Below are 12,461 nucleotides of genomic sequence, written 5' to 3'. Positions count from 1 at the left end.
CACTCCCCCACCATCGGCTACGCCAAAGACACCGGCAAGCAGCACGACCCCGCCTGGAAGCCCATTTTTGATGGCTTTGATGCCATCCGGGGCTGGGTCAAAGCCAAAAAAATCGACGTGCTGTTCACCATCTACAACGACCACATCACCAGCTTCTTCTTTGACCACTACTCGGCCTTTGTACTGGGCATTGACGACCAGTATGTAGCGGCCGATGAGGGCGGTGGCCCGCGCGAGGTGGCACCGGCACGCGGGCATCTGGGCTTGTCGCAGCACATCGCCATGTCGCTGGTGGCCGATGAGTTTGACATGTCGTTTTTTCAGGGCAAACCGGTGGACCATGGTTTTCTGTCACCCCTGTCGATGCTGGGCGATGAGAACGGCCCCTGGGCGGGCCAGGTGGTGCCGCTGCAGGTGGGCGTGCTGCAGTTGCCAATCCCCTCGCCCAAGCGCATGTGGAAGCTGGGCAAGACCTTGCGCAAAGCGATCGAGAGCTACCCCGAAGACCTCAATGTCGCCATCATGGCCACCGGCGGACTGTCGCACCAGGTGCACGGTGAGCGCGCTGGCTTTCTCAATGAGGCGTGGGACGATGATTTTTTGAACCTGCTAGAAAAAGCCCCCGAGCAACTGGTCAATATGCGCATTGCCGATTACGCCGTCAAAGGGGGCATGGAGGGTGCCGAGGTCATCATGTGGCTGATCATGCGCGGCGCGCTGTCCGAGCAGGTGAAGCTGGTGCACAAAGCAACCTATGCGCCATCGGTCACCAACATCTGCACGCTGGTGTTTGAAGACCAGGGCGCCGCCCCCGACGCGGCGGCTGTGGACGCCTACCGTGAGCACATCGGCTACGAGCTGGCGGGCGCCGGAACGCTGACCGGTACCTATCCGTTCACCCACGCCCGCAGCCATGCCAACCTGCGCATCAACACCTTTCTGCACGATCTGGTCAAACCTGCGCACCGGGCCCGATTTGTGGACGACTTCGAAGCCCTGGCCAGCGAGTGTGGCCTGACAGGCGAAGAAAAGGACCTGATTCGGGGTCGCCAGTGGATCGAGATGGTGCGACGGGGTGTCAGCTTTTTTGTGCTGGAAAAAATGGCCGCCGTGCTGGGCGTGTCCAACCCAGCGGTGTACGCTGCCTTCCGGGGCCAAACGCTTGAGCAGTTTCTGGCCACGCGCAAAGTGCCAATGACCTACTCGGTAGCGGGTGGCGACAAAGTACGTGCGATGGACCGGCAGTGAGGATGGATGCTGTGGCTGAAAGAGCAGCCCGGCCCGTCAGCCTTTGGGTATCTTGCAGAACTCGAGCAGTCGGTCTGCTTCCACCCGCCAGTCCGCGCTGCGGGCAAACCCGGGTCTGCTTTTTTCACCAAAAACACCGGCATCTGCACAGTCAGCCACCCAAGCTTGGCGTTCGGCGGTGCCGGCGGCTGACCAGGGTGTCAGGCCCGTGTCGCGCACGGTCTCGGCCACCTCGCGCACTTCTTCGCTGCGCCGACGGCCATGCTCGATGACGCGTTGAAAGAAATAGGCGGCCTGCTTTTCCCAGTCGATGCCGGGGAAAGTCTCATACAGGCTAGCCACCACGGCGTCTTCCACGCCATAGTGGCGCGCGGCGGTAAAGCTCTCAATGACCATGGCTTCGAGCCCCTTGATCATCACGCTGCGGCACATTTTGGTGGCGCTGGCCACACCCAGCTGGCTGCTGGCAACCTTGGACGCAAAACCCAGCGCGTTGATCAGTGGTGACAGTTCTGCCGCCGATGCACCACCCAGCAGCAACGGCACTTTGATGCGATAGGGTGGAATGCTGGTCATCACCGCGCCTTCCACATACTTCCCCCCCGCCCCATCGATCAGGGTGGCAGCACGCTGCTTGGCCCCGGGCGAGGCCGAGTTGAAATCCAGAAAAAATGCGCTAGGCTGCACAGCAGGCGCGCAAGCCTGCGCTACCAGGACAGTCTGGCTGGCCGTGACGGCGCTGACAATAAAGTCTGACATGGCCGCCAGCGAGGCGCTGGACGCCATCAAACCCACCCCGTGCTGCGCCGCGTGGGCCCGCAGCGGGCCGGCGGTGGTCGGGTCATCGAGCTTGAGGTCGTAGGCACTGACCGTCACACCTTGCGCGCGCAAGTCTTCAGCCAGAATGCGACCGACCTCGCCATAGCCCACCAGGCCAACACGCCAGCTTGCAGGATTTTTCATGATATTTCAGGCCTCTAGCGCTTATCAATTGGGCACAGCGCGCTTCAATCAATATAGCGCAAACCAGCCTTGGCCAGGCCTTCTCGCATTTTGTAATAGTCCAGGCCCAGCACGCCGGAGGCAAAAATTTCACGCTTGGCACCTTCGTTCGCTTCGCGCGCCTCGGCCGCATCCGCCACCTTCTGCGCGACTTCGGCAGGCACCACCACCACGCCGTCGATGTCGGCAATGACCACATCACCCGGATTAACCTGGGCACCGGCACACACCACCGGGATGTTGACTGAGCCCAGCGTGGCCTTGATGGTGCCTTTGGCATGAATGGCTTTGCTGAATACAGGAAAGTTCATCTCGGTCAGGTCTTTCACATCGCGCACACCGCCGTCAATGATCAGGCCCAAAGCGCCGCGCGCCTTGAACGACGTGGCCAGCAGGTCGCCGAAAAAACCGTCGGCGTTGTCGGTCGTGCAGGCTGCCACCACCACATCACCGGGCTGCAGCTGTTCGGCGGCCACGTGCATCATCCAGTTGTCACCGGGTTGCAGCAGGACGGTGACAGCCGTGCCACAGATTCTGGCCTCGTCGTAGATGGGCCGCATGTAGGGCTTCATCAGGCCAACGCGTCCCATCGCCTCATGAATGGTGGCCACCCCAAAGCGGGATAGTTTGTCGACCGCCGCTTTGTCGGCACGGCTGATGTTGCGTTTGACGATACCAAGATTGTTCATACGGGGCTCCAGTTCAGGTGGGCGAGGCGTCCATGGACACATGGCGCACATGCAAGGACAGACCCAGGGCTGCCATGTGGTTCGGGTTTCGGCTCAAAATGACTTCAGACTTGGGCAGAAACTCGTCCTCTTCATAGCGGGCATGGGCGCTGTACTCGCGAATCAGCGTTTCAATACCGGCAATGTCGAGGTCACAGGGCTGGCCCTTGGCCATTTTCTTAAGTTCCGGCTCCAGGTGTTTGCACAAGGCTTCCACCGTGCGGTGTTCGCGCGTCAGGCGGTCGGTGGCGGCTTTGACCTCGGTCAGTTCGTCACCTTCATCGGCGCTGGCCAGCACCGCCTCAAACAAGGCACGCTCTTCCTCCTGGTGATGCTCAAAAATCACGTTGCGAAAAAAGTTGCGCGTGTCCTCGGCCACTTTACGCGCACGTTCCGCCGCCCGCATCAGTTCGGGAAGTTCAGCCATGGCCTGCAGGTGCCGGATGATGCCGTCGTGTGAATGCGAAAAGCTGTGGATGGGCGCGCTGGCCGGCTCGGTTTGGGGCCTAGGGGAGCTGGAGGTCATGGTGGGCACCTGGGTGAGGAAATGAAAGTCGCTGCAATGTCACTTGGCCGCTCTGGCCTTGAGTACCGCGTCCAGACGCGGGAACACGCGCCGCGCGTTGCCCTCGTAAATCTGCTGTCGGTCGGCGTCACTCAGAATCTTGCTGGCTTCGATGTAACGCTTGGTGTCATCAAAATAATGACCGGTTTCGGGGTCAATGCCACGCACAGCGCCAATCATCTCGCTGGCAAACAGCACGTTCTTCACTGGAATGACGGTATTGAGCAGGTCGATGCCAGGCTGGTGGTAGACGCAGGTGTCGAAGTAGATGTTGTTCAGCAGGTGCTCGGCCAGCACTGGCTTCTTCAATTCTTGCGCCAGACCACGGTAGCGGCCCCAATGGTAGGGTGCGGCACCTCCGCCGTGCGGAATCACAAAGCGCAGGCTCGGGAAATCCTTGAACAAATCGCCCTGAATCAGTTGCATCACGGCGGTGGTGTCGGCGTTGATGTAATGCGCACCAGTGGTGTGAAAACAGGCATTGCAGCTGGTTGAGACATGAATCATGGCGGGGATATCAAATTCCACCATCTTCTCGTAAATGGGGTACCAGGCGCGGTCGGTCAGGGGCGGGCTGGTCCAGTGGCCACCGCTGGGGTCCGGGTTCAGATTGATACCGACATTGCCGTATTCCTTGACGCATTTTTCCAGCTCGGGGATGCAGCTGGCCGGGTCCACACCGGGGCTTTGCGGCAGCATGGCCACAGGTACAAAGTGGTCAGGAAACAGCTGGCTGACGCGGTAGCACAACTCGTTGCAGATGGCGGCCCAGGTGCTCGACACCGCAAAGTCGCCGATGTGGTGCGCCATGAAACTGGCGCGCGGGCTGAACAGCGTCAGGTCCAGGCCACGCTCGGTCATCAGACGCAGCTGATTGCTCTGAATGGACTCACGCAGCTCGTCGTCGCTGATCTTCAGGTCAGATGCTTTGGGCATCACGCCGGGGTCTTTAATGCCGGCGATTTGCTGGTTGCGCCAGGTTTCCAGCGCCTTGGGGGCGGTGGTGTAGTGGCCGTGGCAGTCGATGATCATGGCAGACTTTCTATATAAGAAATAGGACTCTAGCGCTTATTCTGTATGTTCTAGCAGCTATACAAATTGATAAAACAGTGGTCTAGCTCAATGCTTGTCCGGGGCACAGCTGGCCGATTAGCCGCCAAAGGTGCGCACCAGCACCAACGCAATCGATGGAAAAACCAGTAGCAACGCAATACGAATGAAATCAGAGGCCAAGAACGGCATCACGCCCTTGAAGGTCTCCACCAGCGGCACATCGCGCGCCAGGCGGTTGATGATGAACACGTTCATGCCCACCGGTGGGTGCACCAGGCCAATTTCCACCACCATCAGCGCCAGAATACCAAACCAGACGCTCTTGTCGGTATCAGACAGGCCGTAAAAGTCCAAGCCCATGATGACCGGATAGAAGATCGGAATGGTCAACAAAATCATCGCCAGGCTGTCCATCACACAGCCCAAAAAGATGTAGATCAGCAAAATGGCCACCATCACCAGCATCGGGCTGAATTGGCTGGCTTGCACCCAGGCGGCCAGCTCAACCGGCATTTGCGACAAGGCCAGCGCCGTGTTGAGCATGTCAGCACCCAGCAGCACCAGAAAGATCATGGCGGTCGCCTGCGCCGTGCCCAGAGCGCTCTCAATCAGACCCTTGGTGCGCATGCCGCCCGACACCACCGCCAGCACCCCACAAGCCGCTGCACCAATCGCTGCGGCCTCGGTTGGGTTAGCCCATCCACCGTAAATACCCACGATGACCACCACAAACACCAGCAACACTGGTGCCACCTGAGCCAAGGCCTTCATGCGTTTGGCCCAGCTGGCACGAGGACCGGCCGGCCCGGCACTGGGGTTGAGCGTGACAATGATCTTGATGACCAGCATGTAGCCAATCATGGCAATGATGCCGGGCAGCACCGCCGCCATGAACAGCTTGCCAATGGATTCCTGCGTCAGGATGGCATAAATCACCAGTGGCACCGACGGCGGAATCATGATGCCCAGCGTGCCGCCAGCCGCCAGCGCGCCGGTGGCCAGAGATCCGGAATAACCAAAACGCTTCAGTTCAGGCAGCGCCACCTGCCCCATGGTCGCTGCCGTGGCCAGCGAGGACCCGCAAATAGCACCAAACCCGGCGCAGGCACCAATGGATGCCATCGCCACGCCACCTTTCATGTGGCCCATAAAGGCCTCGACAAACCGGAACAAGGCAGCGCTCAAACCGCCGTGAGTGGCAAACTGGCCCATCAGCAAGAACAGCGGGATCACCACAATGTCGTAGTTGGACAAACGGGCGTATGCCAGGTTTTTCAGGAAGTTCAGGATCGGCGCGGCTTCGCCGCCCGTCAAGTAAAAGTAGCCCGCTGCGCCCATGGCAAACATGGCAATGCCAATGGGCACACGCACCATCAGCAGCACCATCAGGCAGGCAAAAATAATGCCGCCAATCGCAATTCCGCTCATGCTTTCACCCCACTGTTCACACCGCCATGCACCCGGCTTAAGCCCAAATGAATACCCACCATGTAAAACCCGGCCAGCGCCATCAGCAGGAAACCCGGCACCATCAATATCTGGGCGATCCATACGGGCCAGCCCAGAATCATGCTGGTCTCACCGGCAGCCTTGATGGACAGGGCACCGACACCTGCACGCCAGGTGATCAGGGCGCCCACCACGCCAACCAGCAGCGAGCCAAAGGCTTCGAGCCGATGCACCGTGGCCGGGCTGGCCTTTGCGGTGAAAAAATCCACCTTCACGTCACCCCCATTGAGATGGCAATAGGCGAAGAAACTGGCCGAAGCAAACGCCGCTGCCATCTGCAGCATTTCCACATCGCCAGGTATCGGTGCAGACCACAACTTTCGCCCGACGATGCTGATGATGCTCATCACCACAATGGCGACAAAAATCAGCCCGCCCGTGATGGCTGAAACCTTGGACGCTTTGAACAGCAGATGTCCCAAGGGGCCGAAGGCCAGTGTTGCGCTGCCGGGTGCAGCACCAGGGATGGGCTCTTGCATGGACGTAACTCATTTAACGCAGCCCGCCGGGGGCGCATTGGGTCGATGAATCCGGGAAGAAAAGCCTGTGTGGCATGGGCACACCACACAGGCTCATCGCACCTTGGTTTACTTGGGGGCGTACTTGGTGATCAACGCCTTGGCGTCGGCCAGCAACTTCTTGCCGTCGGCACCCTTGGCAGTCACATCCGCGACCCAGTCGTTGGTGACCTGCTCGCCGGCTTTCATCCAGGCTTGCAGTTCGCTGCTCGGAATCACGTTGTGGGCGTTCTTCTCGGTGAGCTTTTTCCCGGCCACATCGGCGGCCAGAAACGCCTTGCCAGCGGTGCCGGACACATCCAAACCACTGTTGGCGTCAATCACCTTCTTCAGGTCGGCTGGCAGGCTGTCGTACTTGGCCTTGTTCATGGCGAACATAAAGGTCGAGGTGTAAATGGCCGGCGCCACCGGGTCAGTCTCGGAGTGGAACTTGGCCAGTTCCTGAATCTTCACCGCAGGCACCACCTCATAGGGCACCAGCGCGCCGTCAATCACCGACTTGGACAAGGCCTCACTGACCTGCGGTACGGGCATCGCCACCGGGGTGGCACCCAGGGCCGCCAGCAGCTTGTTGGTCTGGCGGGTTGGGGCACGGACCTTCAGGCCTTTCAGATCTGCCATGGTGTTGACGGGTTTTTTGGTCATGTGGAACACACCATCACCGTGCACATGCAAAGCGATCAGCTTCACATCCTTGAACTCAGCGGCCACATTGGGATTGGCGTGCACGAAGTCCCAAAGGGCCTTGCTGGTGCCCTCAGGGCTTTGCATCATAAAGGGCAACTCAAACACTTCCGAAAGCGGAAAACGTCCGGCCATGTACCCCGGCAGTACCCAGACGATGTCCACCACGCCGTCTTTGACCTGGTCAAACAGCTGCGGCGGCGTACCACCCAACTGCATGGACGGGTAAATCTGGCATTTCATCTTGTCACCCGAATCCACGGCAATCTTGTCGCACCAGGGTTTGATGAACATGGTTTGCGCAAACGAGCCCGCTGGCAGGAAATGGTGCACCTTGAGGGTGACCTGTGCCGAAACCGCGAACGCTGCCGTGGCCAAAGCGCCAAGGGTCAGTAAGGATTTAACTTTGAATTTCATGGAGTCTCCTGTTGTAAAAAAGAAAGGGTGCGCGAATATTACTCAGTCCCGGTGCACTTTTCCGGCCCAGAGACTTGAAGGTACCATCACCTCGCCGCGCATGATCAGACGCGCCGTGCGCAACAAGGCAGCCTGGGTGACATTTTGCGGGTTGGTCGGGTCAAGACCGAGCGCCACACTGAACTCCCCGGTGGGGTGTTCAACCGACACCGTCGGGTCACCCCCCTGCCCCATCACCGCCACGCCGTCGCAGACCGAGCCTTTAAGCACACAGGCGGTTCCAACCGTCACTGCGGCCAGCACACCGATGGCGTCATGGCAAACATGCGGAATAAAACTGCGGGTGCTGATGCTGCCGCCATCGCGCGGCGATGCGATCAAGGTCATTTTGGGGTAGTTCTTTTTGGCCACATCTCCCAGACCCATCTTGAGGGAAACCAGCAGGCGAAGTGCTTCGATGCGGCGCTTCAAGGTGTCATTGGCATTGAGTTCAGCCACACTTTCATAGCCAGAGCAGCCGACATCGCAGGCCTTGAAGATCACCAGCGGCATGCCGTTGTCGATACAGGTGACATCCAGCGTGAAAGTCTCAAACCCCTCGCCCGCCACAGCAATGCTGTCGCGTACCCGGCCGGTGGGCAGCAAGCCCGAGCAAACGGAGCCGGCCGTGTCGAGAAAATTGATGGTGATGGGGGCTGAATGGCCGGGAACGCCGTCGATGCGTGCATCGCCGGTGTAGTTGACGCGATCGCCGCGGGTCTGCACGGTGACATCACATTGCATGCCGGTGTTGAGCGTCAACACCCGCGCTGTGGTGGTGTCGCCCTGCACCGCCACCAGTCCACGCTCGATGGCAAAGGGCAGCACCGCAGCCAGCATGTTGCCGCAGTTGGGGGTGGTGTCGACCGTGTCCTTATCAGGCTGCAACTGTGCAAACAGAAAGTCCACCGCCACACCGGGCGTTTGGCTGGGACTGACGATACCCACCTTGCTGGTCAGCGGGTGAGCACCACCCAGTCCGTCAATCTGGCGCTGGTCGGGCGACCCCATGACGGCCAGTAACACGCGGTCACGCATGGCGACATCGTCCGGCAGATCGGACGCCATAAAAAACGGCCCACGCGAGGTGCCGCCGCGCATGAAAGAACAAGGGATGGCTGTTTGCATGGCATGGATTTTGATCGCGATCGGTGCCTGCGATAAGTCAAATTGCCCACTATCAGATATAACAGAAAGGCATAATATTAAATCAGCTATGGTCAAAACTTCATGATACTGGCCTTCGGCCAAGCCCCGCTGCAATCACTTCACCCCTGTGCATCATGGATCTGAAACAACTGGAATATTTTGTGCGCGTGGCCGAGCTCGGTAGTTTTACGCGCGCCGCCATTGCACTGGATGTGGCCCAACCAGCGCTGAGCCGCCAGGTGCGCCTGCTGGAAGTGGAGTTGCGACAAGCGCTGCTGATCCGCAATGGCCGCGGCGCATTGCCAACTGAAGCTGGCACATTGCTGCTGGCGCATGGCCGTGGCATCCTGCACCAGGTGGAGCGGGCCTACGAGGAGCTGGGACGGGTGCGCGGATCACTCGCCGGACGGGTGGCGGTGGGCTTGCCCACCAGCCTGGCGCGAGCGTTGACGGTGCCACTGACCCGCGCCTTCAGAGCCAAGTTACCGGATGCCACGATTTCTATCAGTGAAGGTCTGTCGGTGGCGATGCAAGGCTCGTTGATTGCCGGGCGGCTTGACATTGCCGTGCTGTACAACGCACAACCCACGGCGGAGACCGAAATCACGCCCTTGCTGGAAGAAGACCTGCTGCTGGTTCAGCGCCGCCCACCCGGGTCGGTGGACGACAGCGTGGTGACGCCAGTCATGCTCAGGGAGTTGGCGCAGTTGCCGCTGGTGATCCCCAGCCGACCCAATGCCGTGCGAATGCAAGTGGAGTCAGAGATGGCCAACATTGGCTGCCGCCTGAAAATTGCCCTCGAGATCGATGGCGTACCGGCCATCCTGGACCTGGTGGCAGACGGTGTTGGCAGCGCCGTGCTGCCACGCAATGCCGTCGCCAATGCAGCGCACCCCGGTGCCTATCAGGTGCGCAACATCATTGCGCCTGTGTTGCGCACCAAAGTGTCGGCCGCCACCAGCTCGCTGCGCCCGGCCACCCTGACGCAGCAAGCCACACTCACGCTGATCAAGCAGACCTTGACCGAACTGCTGGGGCATTGAGGTCTCAACAAAAGTTCATTTGATGAAAACCTGCTGCATCCTGTTGTGTCATTCAATCCGGGTGATCGCGGTCGGTTTGAAGCCAAGATCGGCCAACTTGCCTTTGCGCGCCCGCAGACCACGCGCGTTGTTGAGGCTGCGAATCTCCAGCGTTTCGTCACGCGGCTTGCCACCCCGCCCAACACCGTCAATGCGGATGCTGCGGCTGTAAGCGGCGGCGCCGGCCAGCGTGTCCTTGTCCTGCAGGTCGATCAGCATCAGACCACGCCCACCGTTGGCCATGGTTTTGAGCTCACTCAGTGCAAACGTCAAAATGCGCCCGCCGGTGGATGCACAGGCCACATGGGTGGCCAACGGCCATGGCTGACTGCCCGAGTCACACAGCACGACCGATGGCGCACACAAGGTTTCACCGTCATTGACGGTGACGAAGGCTTTGCCCGCCTTGAACTTGCTGACCATGTTGTCCACTGGGGCGATGAAACCATAGGCCGAAGAACCTGACAACAACAGACTGGCGCTCATCGGTCCGGCAAAGTAATACAGCAACTGGGTACCGACTTCGAGCTCGATCAGGCTGGTGATGGGTTGGCCGTCACCGCGCCCACCCGGCAGCACCGACACCGGTACGGAATAGACACGACCATTGGAGCCAAAGGCCAGCAGGGTATCAACGGTACGGCACTCAAACGTGCCGTACAACGTGTCGCCCGACTTGAAACTGTAGTCTGCCGCCGGGTTGACACTGGGCGTTGCGCTCGCCGCAGTCGCCTTGTCCTTGGCCCAGCCTTTCTGCGCCCGCACCCAGCCCTTTTGGCTGACCACCACCGTCACCGGCTCGTCGACAACCTTGACTTCCAGGACGGCTTTTTTCTCAGCCTGGATCAGCGTGCGACGGGGGTCGGCAAAGGTTCTGGCGTCTGCTTCGATTTCCTTGATCATCAGGCGGCGCAAGGCGGCGGGGCTGGCCAAAATCTCCTCGAGCTTCTGCTGCTCACCACGCAAACTGCTGAGTTCCTGTTCGATCTTGATGGCTTCCAGCCGCGCCAGTTGGCGCAGGCGGATTTCCAGAATATCCTCGGCCTGCCGGTCGCTCAGGTGAAAACGCGTGATCAGCGCCGCTTTGGGCTCGTCGCTTTGGCGGATGATGGCAATCACCTCGTCGATGTTGAGCAGCACCAGAGCCCGTCCCTCCAGGATGTGGATGCGGTCCAGTACCTTGCCTAAGCGATGGCGCGTGCGCCGCTCGATCGTGCTCTGCCTGAATGCAATCCACTCGGTGAACATCTGTCGCAAGGACTTTTGCGTGGGTCGGCCATCCAGCCCGATCAAGGTCAGGTTGATCGGGCTGGTGGTCTCCAGACTGGTATGCGCCAGCAGCGTGTTGATCAGCTCCTGCTGGCCGATGCGACTGGTTTTGGGCTCACACACCAGACGGACGGCGGCATCTTTGCTGGACTCGTCGCGCACGCCGTCCAGTACTGCCAGCAGCGTGGCCTTGGCCTGGTTTTGCTCCAGACTGAGTGCTTTCTTGCCAGCCTTGACCTTGGGGTTGCTGATTTCCTCGATTTCTTCCAGCACGCGCTGGGTGCTGACACCTGGTGGCAGTTCGGTCACCACCAGTTGCCACTGGCCGCGCGCCAGGTCTTCGATCTTCCAGCGGGCGCGGCATTTGAGCGATCCGCGGCCGCTGCGGTAGGCCTCGGCAATATCATCCGCACTGCTGATGATCTGGCCGCCACCGGGGTAATCAGGCCCGGGGATCAGCGTGAACAGTTCGACGTCGCCCAGCTCAGGCGTCTTGATCAACGCGACGCAGGCATCGGCCACCTCGCGCAGGTTGTGGCTGGGGATTTCGGTGGCCAGGCCCACGGCAATGCCGCTGGCGCCGTTAAGAAGCGCAAACGGCAGGCGCGCGGGCAGCAGGCGCGGCTCTTCGGTGGAGCCATCGTAGTTCGGCACAAAGTCGACCGTCCCTTCGTCAATTTCATCGAGCAGCAGGCTGCTGATCCTGGCCAGACGCGCTTCGGTGTAGCGCATGGCCGCCGCACCGTCGCCATCGCGACTGCCAAAGTTGCCGTGACCATCGATCAGCGGGTAGCGTTGCGAAAAGTCTTGCGCCATGCGTACCAGGGCGTCATAAGCGGCGCTGTCGCCGTGTGGGTGATAGCGACCCAGCACATCGCCGACCACGCGCGCGCTTTTCACTGGTTTGGCACCGACATTGCCGTTGGTGCCGCCAAAGCCCAGGCCCATGCGGCTCATGGAATAAAGAATGCGCCGCTGCACCGGTTTCTGGCCGTCGGTGATGTCGGGCAAAGCGCGGCCCTTGACCACGCTCAGGGCGTATTCAAGGTAAGCGCGCTGGGCGTAACTGGCCAGGCTGGGGGTCTCGTCACCATCGGGCAGGGCGGGTGATGGCGGGTCGGTCAGGAGGACGTCGATCATGGATTGATTGGATATTTTGCTCTAATCTAGATAGCTTAACAGGAGACACTGGCTTGGC

11 protein-coding genes are annotated in these 12,461 nt (G+C 60.2%); 2 read left to right on the top strand and 9 right to left on the bottom strand.

Annotated elements, in window-relative coordinates; genetic code table 11:
• Positions 1 to 1,248 (top strand): gallate dioxygenase (locus tag KBF66_RS11915; protein ID WP_296656750.1); only part of this gene is annotated, 1,248 nt, incomplete at its 5' end.
• Positions 1,249 to 1,284: 36 nt separating this feature from the next.
• On the opposite strand, the gene KBF66_RS11910 is transcribed toward KBF66_RS11915, so the two are convergent.
• The 8 genes from KBF66_RS11910 to KBF66_RS11875 all read right to left on the bottom strand — a co-directional run bounded on the left by KBF66_RS11910 (position 1,285) and on the right by KBF66_RS11875 (position 8,891).
• Complete coding sequence (locus tag KBF66_RS11910; protein WP_296656748.1) at positions 1,285 to 2,211, bottom strand: NAD(P)-dependent oxidoreductase; 927 nt, start codon at positions 2,209 to 2,211, stop codon at positions 1,285 to 1,287.
• Positions 2,212 to 2,255: 44 nt separating this feature from the next.
• Positions 2,256 to 2,939: a 4-carboxy-4-hydroxy-2-oxoadipate aldolase/oxaloacetate decarboxylase gene (gene ligK, locus KBF66_RS11905; protein WP_296656745.1), complete on the bottom strand. Its 684-nt coding sequence runs from the start codon at positions 2,937 to 2,939 to the stop codon at positions 2,256 to 2,258.
• 13 nt (positions 2,940 to 2,952) lie between these two features.
• Complete coding sequence (locus KBF66_RS11900) at positions 2,953 to 3,504, bottom strand: hemerythrin domain-containing protein (protein ID WP_296656742.1); 552 nt, start codon at positions 3,502 to 3,504, stop codon at positions 2,953 to 2,955.
• 39 nt (positions 3,505 to 3,543) lie between these two features.
• Positions 3,544 to 4,575: an amidohydrolase family protein gene (locus tag KBF66_RS11895; RefSeq protein ID WP_296656740.1), complete on the bottom strand. Its 1,032-nt coding sequence runs from the start codon at positions 4,573 to 4,575 to the stop codon at positions 3,544 to 3,546.
• A gap of 117 nt (positions 4,576 to 4,692) precedes the next feature.
• Positions 4,693 to 6,024, bottom strand: coding sequence for a TRAP transporter large permease (locus tag KBF66_RS11890; RefSeq protein ID WP_296656739.1), 1,332 nt, complete (start codon positions 6,022 to 6,024; stop codon positions 4,693 to 4,695).
• A complete protein-coding gene (locus tag KBF66_RS11885; RefSeq protein ID WP_296656738.1) occupies positions 6,021 to 6,584 on the bottom strand; it encodes a TRAP transporter small permease in 564 nt (187 codons plus the stop codon). Before KBF66_RS11885 ends, KBF66_RS11890 begins: the two co-directional genes overlap by 4 nt.
• Before the next feature lie 108 nt (positions 6,585 to 6,692).
• Positions 6,693 to 7,724, bottom strand: coding sequence for a TRAP transporter substrate-binding protein (locus KBF66_RS11880; protein WP_296656737.1), 1,032 nt, complete (start codon positions 7,722 to 7,724; stop codon positions 6,693 to 6,695).
• 42 nt (positions 7,725 to 7,766) lie between these two features.
• Positions 7,767 to 8,891, bottom strand: coding sequence for a 4-oxalomesaconate tautomerase (locus KBF66_RS11875; protein WP_296656736.1), 1,125 nt, complete (start codon positions 8,889 to 8,891; stop codon positions 7,767 to 7,769).
• A 155-nt stretch (positions 8,892 to 9,046) separates the two neighbouring features.
• Here KBF66_RS11875 and KBF66_RS11870 point away from each other — a divergent pair, with 155 nt between their 5' ends.
• Positions 9,047 to 9,955, top strand: a complete 909-nt coding sequence (locus tag KBF66_RS11870) for a LysR substrate-binding domain-containing protein (RefSeq protein WP_296656735.1) — start codon at positions 9,047 to 9,049, stop codon at positions 9,953 to 9,955.
• 48 nt (positions 9,956 to 10,003) lie between these two features.
• Here the strand turns inward: KBF66_RS11870 and parC are convergent, their stop codons facing one another.
• Positions 10,004 to 12,403, bottom strand: coding sequence for a DNA topoisomerase IV subunit A (parC, locus tag KBF66_RS11865; RefSeq protein WP_296656734.1), 2,400 nt, complete (start codon positions 12,401 to 12,403; stop codon positions 10,004 to 10,006).
• Positions 12,404 to 12,461 lie beyond the last annotated feature (58 nt).

It is taken from the genome of Rhodoferax sp. (genome assembly GCF_018063565.1).
Lineage (GTDB): Bacteria > Pseudomonadota > Gammaproteobacteria > Burkholderiales > Burkholderiaceae_C > Rhodoferax.
The sequence above is the reverse complement of the archived record's forward strand: the minus strand, read 5'-3'. Positions and strand labels throughout refer to the sequence as shown.